This window comes from Umezawaea sp., assembly GCF_057122925.1.
In genome coordinates this window covers 21127-35560 of sequence record NZ_DBNGPQ010000074.1, presented here as the reverse complement: position 1 = coordinate 35560, position 14434 = coordinate 21127, and the positions used below count along the sequence as shown (strand labels likewise).

Below are 14434 nucleotides of genomic sequence, written 5' to 3'. Positions count from 1 at the left end.
GGCGTCTCAGGAGGTCTCCCGGCCCAGGTCAGCGCCCTGCGAGGGGGTGCCTGTGACACCTCTGTGTGACGTTCTACACTGGCCGATGGTCTTGTGAATCACTTCACAAGACCCCGAGCAAGCTTGTGAACTGTTTCACAAGCTGACCTCGGATTGTTAGGTGTGCCTTACCGGTAAGTCGGGCAAGAACACCCCTTAGGGTGCGGATCGGTCAGCGGCTCGCTCGTGTCGCGACAGCGAGGAAAGGACGACGGAGAGTGCTTCAGCCCTACCTCCCCCTCGTATTCATGTTCCTACTTGCCGGCGCGTTCGCGCTGTTCTCGGTGACGGCCGCGCCGTACATCGGGCCGCGGCGCTACAACCGGGCCAAGCTCGACGCCTACGAGTGCGGCATCGAGCCCTCACCGGCCCCGATCGTGGGCGGTGGCCGCATGCCGGTCGCCTACTACCTGACGGCCATGCTCTTCATCCTGTTCGACATCGAAATGGTGTTCCTCTACCCGTTCGCGGTCTCCGCGGACAAGCTCGGCCTCTTCGGGCTGGTGGAGATCGCCCTGTTCGTCGCGACAGTCGGCTTCGCGTACGCCTACGTGTGGCGTCGCGGCGGCCTCGACTGGAACTAAGCACCGGGGAAGGCGACAGTCATGGGCCTCGAGGAGAAGCTCCCGAACGGCATCCTGCTGACCAGCGTGGAGAAGCTGGTCAACTGGACCCGCAAGTCCTCGCTGTGGCCTGCCACCTTCGGGCTGGCCTGCTGCGCGATCGAGATGATGACGACGGGTGGGCCGCGCTACGACCTCGCCCGCTTCGGCATGGAGGTCTTCCGTGCCTCGCCGCGCCAGGCCGACCTGATGATCGTGGCGGGTCGCGTGACCAACAAGATGGCGCCGGTGCTGCGGCAGATCTACGACCAGATGCCGGAGCCCCGCTGGGTGCTCGCGATGGGCGTCTGCGCGTCGACCGGCGGCATGTTCAACAACTACGCCGTCGTGCAGGGCGTGGACCACGTGGTCCCGGTCGACATGTACCTGCCGGGCTGCCCGCCGCGGCCGGAGATGCTGATCGACGCGATCCTCAAGATCCACGCCAAGATCATGGACGAGCCGCTGGGCGCGGCCCGTGCGGCCGCCCTCCTGGAGAGCGGCTACGCCACGGACCTCATGCCGTCGTCCGAGCGTTTCGCGAAGAAGAAGTGAGCAGGCGATGAGGGAGCCAGGGGAAGAGAACTCCAGCGCGCAGCGACCCGCGGAGGACGGGCTGGAGGCCCGCCCGTCGGGTGGCCAGGAGCCTGCCGAGCGCAAGGCGCCGCTGGAGACCGGCAAGGCGCGCAAGGGCATGTTCGGCGTCACGGGCACCGGTGACACGTCGGGCTTCGGCGGTCTCCGCCTGCCCGCGTACGTCGCCGCCCCCGCCGAGCGCCCCTACGGCGGCTGGTTCGACGAGTTCGTCGACGAGCTGCTCGGCGCCATGCGGGAGAAGGACATCCCGGCCGACGTGATCCAGCAGGTCACGATCGACCGCGGCGAGATCACCCTGTACGTCCGCCGCGAGGAGCTGGTGGCGCTCTGCGCCGTGCTCCGCAACGACCCCGCCCTGCGCTTCGAGCTGTGCAGCTCGGTGTCGGGCGTGGACTACGGCGAGGCCGTCGCGGGCAGGCTGCACTCCGTCTACCACCTGACCTCGATGACGTACCGGCGGCGCATCCGCCTGGAGGTCTCGGTCGACGTCGACGACGCGCACGTCCCCAGCATCGTGTCGGTCTACCCGACGGCGGACTGGCAGGAGCGCGAGACCTGGGACATGTTCGGGATCGTCTACGACGGCCACCCCGGTCTCACCCGCATCCTCATGCCGGACGACTGGGACGGGCACCCCCAGCGCAAGGACTACCCGCTCGGCGGGATCCCGGTGGAGTACAAGGGCGCGGAGATCCCCCCGCCAGACCAGAGGCGGTCTTACTCGTGAGCAGCGAAAACCAGGCGAACGCGGCGGACAAGGCGTACGAGGAGTCCCTCGGCGGCGCGACCCGCGTGAACACGGGGTCGGTCGCCGACGCGTCGACCGGCACCGACACGAGCGCCGAGGGCAGCGACAGCCGCGACACCGACGCGCGGGCCACCGGCCAGGCGGACGCCGACGAGGCAGCGACGATCGCCGCGGGCCCCTCCGTCGACGTCGCGGACTCCCGCCAGACCACCGAGGGCACCGTCTACACGGTGACCGGCGGCGACTGGGACGAGGTGCTCGCGGACGCCGCGGGTGACGAGCGCATCGTCATGAACCTCGGCCCGCAGCACCCGTCGACGCACGGCGTGCTCCGCCTGGTGCTGGAGCTGGAGGGCGAGACGGTCACGCAGGCCCGGTCCGTGATCGGCTACCTGCACACCGGCATCGAGAAGAACCTGGAGTACCGCAACTGGACCCAGGGCGTCACGTTCGTGACGCGCATGGACTACCTGGCGCCGCTGCACAACGAGGCCGCCTACTGCCTCGCCGTGGAGAAGCTGCTCGGCGTGCAGGCGCCGCAGCGGGCCCAGGTCATCCGGGTCCTGCTCATGGAGCTCAACCGGATCAGCTCGCACCTGGTGGCGCTCGCCACCGGTGGCATGGAGCTGGGCGCGCTGACCGGCATGACCGCGGGCTTCCGCGAGCGCGAAGAGGTGCTGCACCTGCTGGAGCACCTCACCGGTCTCCGGATGAACCACGCGTTCATCCGCCCCGGCGGTGTCGCGCAGGACCTCCCGGCCGACGCCGTGGAGAAGATCCGCTCGTTCCTGAAGGTCATGGACAAGCGGCTCCCGGACTACGACAAGCTGCTCACCGGGCAGCCGATCTGGCGCAACCGCCTCGCGGGCGTGGGCTACCTGCCCGTCGACGCGTGCCTCGCGCTCGGCATCACCGGCCCGATCCTGCGGTCCGCGGGCCTCCCGTGGGACCTCCGCAAGGTCGAGCCGTACTCGGGCTACGAGACCTACGACTTCGACGTCCCCACGTCGAACGCGGCCGACAGCTTCGCGCGGTACCTGATGCGGGTCGAGGAGATCCACCAGTCGCTGCGGATCGTCCGCCAGGCCGTCGACCGGCTGGAGCCGGGTCCGGTCATGGTGGAGGACGCCAAGATCGCGTGGCCCGCGCAGCTCACGATCGGCTCGGACGGCATGGGCAACTCGCTCGAGCACGTCCGCAAGATCATGGGCCAGTCGATGGAGTCCCTGATCCACCACTTCAAGCTGGTGACCGAGGGCTTCGACGTCCCCGCGGGCCAGGTCTACGTGCCGATCGAGTCGCCGCGCGGCGAACTCGGCTACCACGTGGTCTCCGACGGCGGCACGCGCCCGTTCCGCGTGCACGTGCGCGAACCAAGTTTCGTGAACCTCCAGTCGATGCCCGCGATGTGCGAGGGCGGCATGGTCGCCGACGTCATCGCGTCGGTGGCCTCTATCGACCCGGTGATGGGTGGTTGTGACCGATGACTCAAACGCAGGACCCGTCCACGGTGGACCTCAGCGTCTTCGACGAGGACACCGTCGCGCGGGCGCAGGCGCTCGTCGCGCGCTACCCGGTGTCGCGGTCGGCGCTGCTGCCGATGCTGCACCTCGTGCAGTCGGTCGAGGGCTACGTGAGCCAGGCGGGCATCGCGTTCTGCGCGGGCCAGCTCGACCTGAGCAACGCCGAGGTCAGCGCGGTCGCGACCTTCTACACCATGTACAAGCGCAAGCCGTGCGGTGAGCACCTGGTCAGCGTGTGCACGAACACCCTGTGCGCGGCGCTGGGCGGCGACGCCATCTTCGCGAAGCTGCGCGAGCACCTCGGCAGCGAGGGCAGGCCGCTCGGCCAGGAGGAGACCTCGGGCGAGCCGGGCACGCCGGGCTCGATCACGCTGGAGCACGCCGAGTGCCTCGCGGCCTGCGACCTCGGCCCCGTCCTCCAGGTGAACTACGAGTTCTACGACAACCAGACGCCGGACAAGGCCCTGGAGCTCGTGACCGCGTTGCAGGCCGGGGAGAAGCCCGCGCCGACGCGCGGCGCTCCGCTCACCGACTTCCGCCAGGCGGAGCTCCAGCTCGCCGGGTTCTTCGAGGGCCGCGAGTCCGACCTGGACGGTCCGTCGGCCGCCGCCGAGACGCTGCGGGGCGCCCGCATCGCCGCCGACAACGGCTGGACCGCACCGTCCATCGCGGACGACGTCGCGTTCCCGCCCCTCCCGGAAAAGAAGTAGGGGGAGTCATGGTCGACAGCCTCACTCCGGTCCTCACGAAGCGCTGGCTCTCGCCGCGCTCGTGGACGATCAAGACCTACGAGCAGCTGGAGGGGTACACCGCGCTGCGCAAGGCCCTCGGCGCGCACCCGGACCAGATCATCCAGCAGTGCAAGGACTCCGGCCTGCGCGGCCGGGGCGGCGCGGGCTTCCCCACGGGCATGAAGTGGGGCTTCATCCCGCAGGGCGACGGCAAGCCGCACTACCTCGTCATCAACGCCGACGAGGGCGAGCCGGGCACCTGCAAGGACATCCCGCTGATGATGGCGGACCCGCACTCCCTCATCGAGGGCATCATCATCACCTCGTACGCGATCCGCGCGAACTTCGCCGCGATCTACGTGCGCGGTGAGGCCCTGCACTGCATCCGCAGGCTCAACGGGGCCGTGCAGGAGGCGTACGCCGCCGGGTACCTGGGCAAGAACATCCTCGGCACCGGCTTCGACCTCGACGTCGTCGTGCACGCCGGAGCCGGCGCGTACATCTGCGGCGAGGAGACTGCGCTGCTCGACTCGCTGGAGGGCAAGCGCGGCCAGCCGAGGCTGAAGCCGCCGTTCCCCGCGACCGCCGGGCTCTACGCGTCGCCGACCGTGGTGAACAACGTCGAGACCATCGCCAGCGTGCCGTTCATCGTCAACGGCGGCAGCGACTGGTTCCGCACCATGGGGCGCGAGCGCTCGCCCGGCCCGAAGATCTACTCGCTGTCCGGCCACGTCACGCGGCCCGGCCAGTACGAGGCGCCGATGGGCACCACGCTGCGCGAGCTGCTGGAGCTGGCCGGTGGCATGAAGGACGGCATCCCGCTGAAGTTCTGGACGCCGGGCGGCTCGTCCACCCCGCTGTTCACCGCGGAGCACCTCGACGTGCCGCTCGACTTCGAGGGCGCGGCCGAGGCCGGGTCGATGCTGGGCACCACGGCGCTCCAGCTGTTCAACGAGACCGTGTCGGTCCCGTGGGCGGTCATGAAGTGGACCGAGTTCTACAAGCACGAGTCGTGCGGCAAGTGCACGCCCTGCCGCGAGGGCACGTACTGGCTGGTCCAGATCCTCCAGCGGATGGTGGCGGGCAACGGCACCGCGAGCGACATCGACACGTTGCTCGACGTCTGCGACAACATCCTCGGCCGCTCGTTCTGCGCGCTGGGCGATGGCGCGGTCAGCCCGATCACCAGTGGCATCAAGTACTTCAAGGACGAGTTCCTGGCGCTGTGCGACAAGAACTCCGCTGTGTTGGCAGGAGCCCACTGATGACTTTGGCACCGGAGAAGAGCGAGGTCGAGGTCCCCGAGGGCCACGTCAAGCTCGTGATCGACGGCTTCGAGGTCGTCGCCCCCAAGGGTGAGCTGTTGATCCGCACGGCCGAGCGCCTCGGCATCGTCGTGCCGCGGTTCTGCGACCACCCGCTGCTGGAGCCCGCGGGCGCCTGCCGCCAGTGCCTCGTCGAGGTCGAGATGGGTGGTCGGCCGATGCCGAAGCCCCAGGCCTCCTGCACGATGACGGTCGCGGACGGCATGGTCGTGAAGACCCAGCTGACCTCGCCCGTCGCGGACAAGGCCCAGCAGGGTGTGATGGAGCTGCTGCTCATCAACCACCCGCTGGACTGCCCGATCTGCGACAAGGGCGGCGAGTGCCCGTTGCAGAACCAGGCGCTCAAGCACGGTCGCGCGGAGTCCCGCTTCCACGAGCACAAGCGCACGTTCCCGAAGCCCCTGCCGATCTCGACGCAGGTGCTGCTGGACCGCGAGCGCTGCGTCCTCTGCCAGCGCTGCACCAGGTTCTCCGCGCAGATCGCGGGCGACCCGTTCATCGAGCTGCTGGAGCGCGGTTCGCAGCAGCAGATCGGCGTGGCGGACGGCAAGCCGTTCCAGTCGTACTTCTCGGGCAACACCATCCAGATCTGCCCGGTGGGTGCCCTGACGAGCGCGGCCTACCGCTTCCGGGCCCGCCCGTTCGACCTCATCTCCACCCCGAGCGTCTGCGAGCACTGCTCGTCGGGCTGCGCCGAGCGCACCGACTGGCGGCGCGGCAAGGTCCAGCGCAAGCTCGCGGGCGACGACCCCGAGGTCAACGAGGAGTGGATCTGCGACAAGGGCCGCTTCGCGTTCCGCTACGCGACCGCCGCCGACCGCTTCACGCGCCCGATGGTGCGCGACGCGGGGTCCGGTGAGCTGCGCGAGACGTCGTGGACCGAGGCGCTCCAGGTCGCCGCGACCGGCCTCGCCGCCGCGCGCGACGGCAAGGGCGTCGGCGTGCTCACCGGCGGTCGCCTGACCGTCGAGGACGCCTACTCCTACGCGAAGTTCGCCCGCGTCGCGCTGAAGACCAACGACGTCGACTTCCGGGCCCGCGCGCACTCGGCCGAGGAGCTGGAGTTCCTCACCAGCACCGTCCTCGGCACGACGCCGGACAACGGCGGCGTGACGTTCAGGGCCATCGAGTCCGCGCCCGCCGTCCTGTGCGTCGCCTTCGAGCCGGAGGAGGAAGCACCGATCGTCTTCCTGAGGCTGCGCAAGGCCGCGCGCCGCAAGACCAAGGTGTTCCACCTGGGCCAGTACACCTCGCCCGCCGTGGAGAAGACCTTCGGCACGCTGCTCGCCTGCGTTCCCGGCCAGGAGCCCGCCGCGCTGAACGGCCTGGCCGAGCACGCGGCGGACGTGGCGGAAGCCCTGGGCGCCAGCGGTTCGGTGATCCTCGTCGGCGAGCGCGCGGCCGAGGTGCCCGGACTGTTCTCCGCGGTGGCCCGGCTCGCCGAGTCCACCGGTGCCAAGGTGGCGTGGATCCCGCGCCGCGCCGGTGAGCGCGGTGCGCTGGAGGTCGGCGCCGTGCCGAACCTGCTGCCCGGCGGCAGGCTCGTCAGCGACGCCGCCGCCCGCGCCGAGGTCGAGAAGGCCTGGGGCCTGCCGGACGGCGCGCTGCCGACCCGCGCGGGCCGCGACACCAACGGCATCCTCGTCGCCGCCGCGAGCGGTGGTCTGGACGCGCTGGTCGTGGCGGGCGTCGACCCGTTCGACCTGCCGGACCCCGGCCTCGCCGAGCGGGCGCTGGAGTTCGCCGGGTTCGTGGTCTCCCTGGAACTGCGCCCGAGCGCGGCGACCGCCCACGCGGACGTCGTCCTCCCGATCGCCCCGGCGGTCGAGAAGTCGGGCAGCTACCTGAACTGGGAAGGCCGCCGCCGCGACTTCGGCACCACGCTCGAAGGCACCGGCGCGCTGCCGGACTGCCGGGTGCTCGACACCCTGGCCGTCGAGATGGACGCCGACCTGTTCACCCAGACGCCGGCCGCCGCCGCGGCGGACCTCGACCGCCTCGGTTCGAACGTGGCGGCCGCGGCCGTGCCGACGGTGCCCGCCCCGCTGCTGGTGCAGCCGAAGGCGGGCCAGGCCGTTCTCGCGACGTGGCGCCGGATGCTGGACAACGGCTCGCTCCAGGACGACGAGCCGAACCTCGCGGGCACCGCCCGCCCGGTCGTGGCGAAGGTGTCCGCGAACACCGCGGTGAACCTCGGCCTCGAACTCGGCGCCGACATCACCGTGGCGACCGAGCGCGGGTCGGTGACGCTGCCCGTCGAGGTCGCGGACCTGCCCGACGGCGTGGTCTGGCTGCCCGGCAACTCGGGCCCGGTCACCGTGCGCCGCAACCTCGTCGCGGGCCACGGTTCCCTCGTGGCGGTAAGTGGAGGAAAGGCATGACCACCGCCGAACTTCTCGCGGACGACCCGATCTGGATCATCCTGATCAAGGTCGTCGGGATCTTCGCGTTCCTCGTCGTCATGACGCTGTTCATGATCAACTGGGAGCGCAAGGTCGTCGCGCGGATGCAGCAGCGACCCGGCCCCAACCGGGTCGGCCCCAACGGCTGGCTCCAGTCGTTGGCGGACGGCCTGAAGCTGGCGTTCAAGGAGGACATCCGCCCGGTCCTCGCGGACAAGTGGGTGTTCTTCCTCGCACCGGTCATCTCCTGCATCCCGGCGTTCGTCGCCTTCTCGGTCATCCCGATCGCGGGCGAGGTCTCGCTCTTCGGCGAGCGCACCAGCCTCCAGCTCGTCGACCTCCCGGTCGGCGTCCTCGTCGTGCTGGCCTGCTCCTCGATCGGCGTCTACGGCATCGTGCTCTCCGGCTGGGCCTCCGGCTCGCCGTACCCGCTGCTGGGCGCGCTGCGCTCGGCGGCGCAGGTGATCTCCTACGAGATCGCGATGGGCCTGTCGATCGTCGGCGTCGTGATGTTCTCGCACTCGATGTCCACCTCGGACATCGTGGCGGCGCAGCAGAACCTCTGGTTCGTGGTGCTGCTGTTCCCGAGCTTCGCGATCTACGTCATCTCCATGGTCGGCGAGACCAACCGCGCGCCCTTCGACCTCCCCGAGGCCGAGTCCGAGCTGGTCGGTGGCTTCCACACCGAGTACAGCTCGCTCAAGTTCGCGCTGTTCTTCCTCGCCGAGTACGTGAACATGGTGACGGTCTCCGCGCTCGCCACGACGCTGTTCCTGGGCGGCTACCAGGCGCCGTGGGGCGGCGACTTCATGAACACCGGCTGGTGGGGCCTCCTCTGGTTCGTCGCCAAGACGCTGTTCTTCCTGTTCCTCTTCATCTGGCTGCGCGGCACGCTGCCCCGCATGCGCTACGACCAGTTCATGCGGCTGGGCTGGAAGGTCCTCGTCCCGATCAGCCTCGTGTGGATCGTGGCCGTCGCCCTGGTGCGCGCGCTGAACAACTCGGGCGACTTCAGCCAGCGCCAGTTCCTGATCATCCTGGGCGTCGCGCTCGGCGTGCTGGTGCTGCTCTCGCTGCTCCTGCCGGACCGCAAGGTCGAGGAGGACCCGAACGCGGTGCCGATCACCGGCGGCGGTTACCCCGTTCCACCACTGGACCTGGAAGTCCCCAAGGCACCGACGCGGCGCACCCCGGTCGTCGCCCAGCTGCCCAAGGAAACCGTTGCGGTAACAGCATCGAAGGAGGCCAGCGATGGGGATGTTTGATCCCATCAAGGGCTTCGGCGTCACCTTCGGAACGATGTTCAAGAAGGTCGTCACCGAGGAGTACCCCGAGGTCAAGAAGGTCACCGCGCCGCGGTTCCACGGGCGGCACCAGCTCAACCGGCACCCGGACGGGCTGGAGAAGTGCGTCGGCTGCGAGCTGTGCGCGTGGGCCTGCCCGGCGGACGCGATCTTCGTCGAAGGTGGTAACAACACCGACGAGGAGCGCTATTCCCCCGGCGAGCGCTTCGGTGCCGACTACCAGATCAACTACCTGCGCTGCATCGGCTGCGGCCTCTGCATCGAGGCGTGCCCGACCCGTTCGCTCACCATGACGAACGAGTACGAGCTGGCCGACGACAGCAGGCAGAAGCTGATCTTCACGAAGGAGGACCTGCTCGCCCCGCTGCTGCCCGGCATGGAGCAGCCGCCGCACCCCATGCGGCTCGGCGACAACGAGCAGGACTACTACGTGAACGGGCCCGCGCTCGCGCGCCAGTCGGAGGCCGGGCAGTGAGCCTCCTCAACCTGGCGCAGGACTTCCTCGCCGCGGCTCAGCCCGCGACCGAGCCCACGGCCCCGGTCGCCGACACCATCACCACCGGTGAGGCCGTCGCGTTCTGGATCCTCGGACCGCTGTCGCTCGCGGGCGCGCTCGGCATGCTGTTCGCCCGCAACGCCGTGCACTCCGCGCTGTGGCTCGTGCTGACGATGCTCAGCCTCGGTGTCCTCTACATGGTCCAGCAGGCGCCGTTCCTCGGCTTCGTGCAGATCATCGTGTACACCGGCGCGATCATGATGCTGTTCCTCTTCGTGCTCATGCTCGTCGGGCGGGACAGCTCGGACTCGATCGTCGAGGTGCTGCGCGGGCAGCGGCTCGCCGCCGCCGTGCTCGGCGTCGGCTTCGCCGGTCTGGTCGTCGGCTCGCTCGCCCAGGCCTTCACCAGGGTCGACTCGATCGGCCTCGCCGCGGTGAACGCCGCGGGCGGCGGCAACGTCGCCAACATCGGCGAGTCGCTGTTCACGACGTACCTCTTCGTCTTCGAGCTCACGTCGGCGCTGCTGATCACCGCCGCCGTCGGCGCGATGGTCCTGGCGTACTCCGACCGCCACGGCAAGGGCCTGAAGAAGACGCAGCGCGAGCTGGTCGAGGAGCGCTTCAAGGGCGACCGCCCCGGCTCCCTCCCCGGCCCCGGTGTCTTCGCCACGGCGAACTCGGTGGCCACGCCCGCGCTGCTGCCCGACGGTTCCGTCGCGGAGGAGTCGCTGTCGGCCCTCATCGAGACGACCACCAAGGAGCGCCTCGCGGACGACGTCGCCGAGGTGTCGGGCACGGCCCACCAGGCCGACGCGCACGCGCTCACCGGTCCCGCCGCGTCGAAGGAGGGGGACAAGTGACCCCGACCTACTACCTGCTCCTGTCCGCGCTGCTGTTCAGCCTCGGCGCGGTGGGCGTTCTGGTGCGGCGCAACGCAATCGTCGTGTTCATGTGCGTCGAGCTGATGCTCAACGCGGTGAACCTCACGCTGGTCACGTTCTCCCGGATGCACGGGGAGCTCGACGGCCAGGTGATGGGTTTCTTCGTGATGGTCGTGGCCGCCGCCGAAGTCGTGGTGGGCCTGACGATCATCATGTCGATCTTCCGCACGCGTCGCTCGGCCTCGGTCGACGATTCCAACCTGCTGAAGTACTGAGAGGTCACCGGTGACGGAACCAGTTGCCGCCAGCGGGCTCGCGAGTCTCGCCTGGTTGCTGCTAGCCCTGCCCGCGTTCGGTGCGGCCGTGCTGCTGCTGGCAGGCAAGCGAGCCGACAGGTGGGGCCACCTCCTGGGCTGCGCCACGATCATCGCGGCGTTCGGCTACGGACTAGCGCTGTTCTTCACGACCATCGGCCAGAGCGGGGAGGAGCGGACCAGCGAGCTCCACCTGTTCGACTGGATCCCGGTCGGCGCGCTCGACGTCGAGTTCGGCCTGCGGCTCGACCCGCTGTCGCTGACGTTCGTGCTCCTGATCACCGGTGTCGGCTCGTTGATCCACATCTACTCGGTCGGCTACATGGCCCACGAGGACGGCAGGCGGAAGTTCTTCGCCTACCTGAACCTCTTCGTGTCGGCGATGCTGCTCCTGGTGCTGGGCAACGGGTTCGTGACCCTGTACTTCGGCTGGGAGGGCGTGGGCCTCGCCTCCTACCTGCTCATCGGCTGGTACCAGTACAAGCCGGAAGCGGCCTCCGCGGCCAAGAAGGCGTTCCTGATGAACCGGGTCGGCGACCTGGGTCTCGCCATCGCCATCTTCATCATGTTCAACGAGCTGGGCACCACCCAGTACACCGACGTGTTCGCGCGGGTGGACGAGCTCTCGTCCGGCTCGATCCTCGCGATCACGCTGCTGCTCCTGCTCGGCGCCTGCGGCAAGTCCGGCCAGTTCCCGCTCCAGGCGTGGCTCCCGGACGCGATGGCCGGTCCGACCCCCGTGTCGGCCCTGATCCACGCGGCGACGATGGTGACCGCGGGCGTGTACCTCATCGCCCGCTCGAACCCGATCTACAACCTCAGCGCGGACGGCCGCCTGGTCGTCATGATCATCGGTGGCGTCACGCTGCTGATCGGGTGCGTCATCGGCTGCGCGTACGACGACTTCAAGAAGGTCCTCGCGTACTCGACGGTCAGCCAGATCGGCTACATGATCCTCGCCGTCGGCCTCGGCCCGGTCGGCTACGCGCTGGGCATCATGCACCTGCTCACGCACGGCTTCTTCAAGGCCGGGCTGTTCCTCGGCGCCGGTTCGGTCATGCACGGCATGAACGACGAGGGCAACATCCGCCGGATGGGCGGGCTCGCGAAGTACATGCCGATCACGTTCGCGACGTGGGCCCTCGGCTACCTCGCGCTCATCGGCATCCCGCCGTTCTCCGGCTTCTTCTCCAAGGACGCCATCATCGCGGCCGCCTTCGGCGAGCCGGGCTGGCGCGGGTACGTGTTCGGCGGTGTCGCCCTGCTGGGCGCAGCGCTGACCGCGTTCTACATGACCCGCCTGCTGATCCTGGTCTTCCTGGGCAAGCCGCGCTGGAAGGAGCTCCGGACCTCCGAGGACGGTCGCGAGTACCACCCGCACGAGTCGCCGTGGTCGATGAGGATCCCGATGATCGTGCTGGCCGTCGGCTCCGTCGGAGCGGGCTTCTTCCTGGAGAACGGCCACCGCCTCGCGGACTGGCTGGAGCCCTCGCTCGGCCCGCTGGAGGAGACCCACGGCGCGATCGGCCACACCACCGTCGCCATCCTGAGCGTCGCGCTCTCGGTGGTCGGCGCCGCGGTCGCGTTCCTGCTCTTCGGCCGCAAGCCGCAGCCGACCGAGCGCCCGCTGCGCGTGTCGTTCCCGGTCCGCGCCGCGCGCGCCGACCTGTACGGCAACGCGCTCAACGAGGCGCTGTTCGCGCGGCCGGGCACCTGGCTCACCCGCGCGCTCGTGTTCGTGGACAACAAGGGCGTCGACGGCCTCGTCAACGGGACCGCCGCGCTGCTCGGCGGTAGCTCCGGCCGGTTGCGCCGTCTCCAGACCGGTTTCGTGCGCTCGTACGCGCTCTCCATGCTCCTGGGCGCGATCTGCGTGCTGGGCGCGCTTCTGATGGTGAGGTTCTCGTGAGCTGGACGCTGATCGCGCTGCTCCTGCTGCCGCTGGTCGGCAGCGTGGTGGTGGCCTTCCTGCGGGGGAACGACCGGATCGCGAAGTTCGTCGCGCTCGGGTTCTCGCTCGTGGAACTCGCGCTGGCGGTCGTCGCCTGGGTGGCGTACGACCCGTCGTCGACCGCCCGGTTGCAGCTGACCAGTTCGGCCGAGTGGATCCCGACCTTCGGGGTGCACCTGTCGTTCGGCGTCGACGGCATCGCGCTGGTGATGATCGCGCTGATCGCCTTCCTGATGCCCGTCGTCATCGGCGGCGCCTGGTCGGACAAGCTGCCGGAGGGCCGCAGCGCGAGCGGGTTCTTCTCGCTCCTGCTCGCGATGCAGACCGGCATGGTCGGCGTGTTCGCCGCGACCGACGTGTTCGTGTTCTACGTGTTCTTCGAGGCCGTCCTCGTCCCGATGTACTTCCTGATCGGCCGCTTCGGCGGCCCGAACCGGCAGTACGCGGCGATGAAGTTCTTCCTCTACTCGCTGCTCGGCGGGCTGATCATGCTCGCGTCGGTGATCGGCCTGTACGTCACCAGCGCGGACAAGCTGGGCCAGGGCACGCTCGACTGGGCCACGCTCGTCACGGTCATGAAGGACGCGCCGACGTCCACGCAGATCTGGCTGTTCCTCGGGTTCTTCATCGCGTTCGCGATCAAGGCCCCGCTGGTGCCGCTGCACACGTGGCTGCCCGACGCCGGTGCCGAGGCGCCCGTCGGCGCCGGTGTGCTGCTCGTCGGCATCCTGGACAAGATCGGCACGTTCGGCTTCCTGCGCTACTGCCTGCCGCTGTTCCCGGCGGCCAGCAAGGAACTGGCACCCGTGGTGCTGTCCCTCGCGGTCGTCGGCATCATCTACGGCTCGCTGCTCGCGGTCGGCCAGACGGACATGAAGCGGTTCGTCGCGTACACCTCGATCGCCCACTTCGGCTTCATCGCGCTGGGCATCTTCGCCTTCAGCTCGCAGGCCGGGACCGGCGCGGTGCTGTACATGGTCAACCACGGCATCTCGACCGGCATGCTGTTCCTGGTCGTGGGCATGGTGATGTCGCGCGGCGGCTCCCGCCTCATCCAGGACTACGGCGGCATGGCGAAGCTGACGCCGGTGCTGGGCGGCCTGTTCTTCGTGGCCGGTCTGTCCTCGCTGGCGCTGCCCGGCACGAACTCGTTCGTGAGCGAGTTCCTGGTGCTCATCGGCTCGTACCCCAACCAGCCGGTGTTCACCATCGTCTCCACGCTCGGCATGGTGCTGGCCGCCCTGTACGTGCTGTGGGTCTACCAGCGGGTCTTCCAGGGCCCCGTGCGCGGCACGGCACTGCTGAGCGTGGCGGGCGGCCCCGGGACCGCGAAGGACCCCGAGCGCTCCGCGATCAAGGACCTGGACAAGCGGGAACTCGCCGTGCTGGCGCCGCTCGTGGCCCTGATCCTCGTGCTCGGGTTCTACCCGAAGCCGGTGTTGGACGTGATCACCCCGTCGATCGGGGCGACGTTGAGCGAGGTCGGCGTGATCGACCCGGTCGCGCAGGAAGGCAAGTGAC

13 protein-coding genes are annotated in these 14434 nt (G+C 69.4%); all 13 read left to right on the top strand.

The window, feature by feature from the left end:
* Positions 1-257: 257 nt before the first annotated feature.
* The 13 genes from AC156L_RS16585 (at position 258) to AC156L_RS16525 (ending at position 14433) form a co-directional block, all read left to right on the top strand.
* Positions 258-623, top strand: coding sequence for an NADH-quinone oxidoreductase subunit A (locus AC156L_RS16585; RefSeq protein WP_106187047.1), 366 nt, complete (start codon positions 258-260; stop codon positions 621-623).
* Positions 624-644: 21 nt separating this feature from the next.
* Positions 645-1196, top strand: coding sequence for a NuoB/complex I 20 kDa subunit family protein (locus AC156L_RS16580; RefSeq protein ID WP_259629824.1), 552 nt, complete (start codon positions 645-647; stop codon positions 1194-1196).
* A 7-nt stretch (positions 1197-1203) separates the two neighbouring features.
* Positions 1204-1965 carry an NADH-quinone oxidoreductase subunit C gene (locus tag AC156L_RS16575; protein WP_330881167.1) on the top strand — a complete coding sequence of 254 codons (762 nt, stop codon included), beginning with the start codon at positions 1204-1206 and terminating at the stop codon, positions 1963-1965.
* A gap of 65 nt (positions 1966-2030) precedes the next feature.
* A complete protein-coding gene (locus AC156L_RS16570; protein WP_330881267.1) occupies positions 2031-3473 on the top strand; it encodes an NADH-quinone oxidoreductase subunit D in 1443 nt (480 codons plus the stop codon).
* Positions 3470-4219 (top strand): NADH-quinone oxidoreductase subunit NuoE, encoded by a 750-nt coding sequence (gene nuoE / locus AC156L_RS16565; RefSeq protein ID WP_330881165.1) that lies wholly within the window; start codon positions 3470-3472, stop codon positions 4217-4219. The genes AC156L_RS16570 and nuoE overlap by 4 nt, the downstream gene beginning before the upstream one ends.
* 8 nt (positions 4220-4227) lie before the next feature.
* The gene (gene nuoF / locus AC156L_RS16560) at positions 4228-5505 is read left to right on the top strand and encodes an NADH-quinone oxidoreductase subunit NuoF (RefSeq protein WP_330881163.1); all 1278 of its coding nucleotides are present in this window, start codon (positions 4228-4230) and stop codon (positions 5503-5505) included.
* A complete protein-coding gene (locus AC156L_RS16555) occupies positions 5505-7946 on the top strand; it encodes an NADH-quinone oxidoreductase subunit G (RefSeq protein WP_330881161.1) in 2442 nt (813 codons plus the stop codon). The genes nuoF and AC156L_RS16555 overlap by 1 nt, the downstream gene beginning before the upstream one ends.
* Positions 7943-9232 (top strand): NADH-quinone oxidoreductase subunit NuoH, encoded by a 1290-nt coding sequence (gene nuoH, locus AC156L_RS16550; RefSeq protein WP_330881159.1) that lies wholly within the window; start codon positions 7943-7945, stop codon positions 9230-9232. Before AC156L_RS16555 ends, nuoH begins: the two co-directional genes overlap by 4 nt.
* Positions 9219-9746 carry an NADH-quinone oxidoreductase subunit NuoI gene (gene nuoI, locus AC156L_RS16545; protein WP_259629831.1) on the top strand — a complete coding sequence of 176 codons (528 nt, stop codon included), beginning with the start codon at positions 9219-9221 and terminating at the stop codon, positions 9744-9746. The genes nuoH and nuoI overlap by 14 nt, the downstream gene beginning before the upstream one ends.
* Before the next feature lie 77 nt (positions 9747-9823).
* Positions 9824-10627, top strand: coding sequence for an NADH-quinone oxidoreductase subunit J (locus AC156L_RS16540; protein ID WP_330881265.1), 804 nt, complete (start codon positions 9824-9826; stop codon positions 10625-10627).
* Positions 10624-10923, top strand: coding sequence for an NADH-quinone oxidoreductase subunit NuoK (nuoK, locus tag AC156L_RS16535; RefSeq protein ID WP_106187055.1), 300 nt, complete (start codon positions 10624-10626; stop codon positions 10921-10923). The genes AC156L_RS16540 and nuoK overlap by 4 nt, the downstream gene beginning before the upstream one ends.
* A 10-nt stretch (positions 10924-10933) precedes the next feature.
* Positions 10934-12871 (top strand): NADH-quinone oxidoreductase subunit L, encoded by a 1938-nt coding sequence (gene nuoL, locus AC156L_RS16530; RefSeq protein ID WP_330881154.1) that lies wholly within the window; start codon positions 10934-10936, stop codon positions 12869-12871.
* Positions 12868-14433, top strand: a complete 1566-nt coding sequence (locus AC156L_RS16525) for an NADH-quinone oxidoreductase subunit M (protein WP_330881152.1) — start codon at positions 12868-12870, stop codon at positions 14431-14433. Before nuoL ends, AC156L_RS16525 begins: the two co-directional genes overlap by 4 nt.
* The last annotated feature ends 1 nt before the right edge of the window (position 14434 follow it).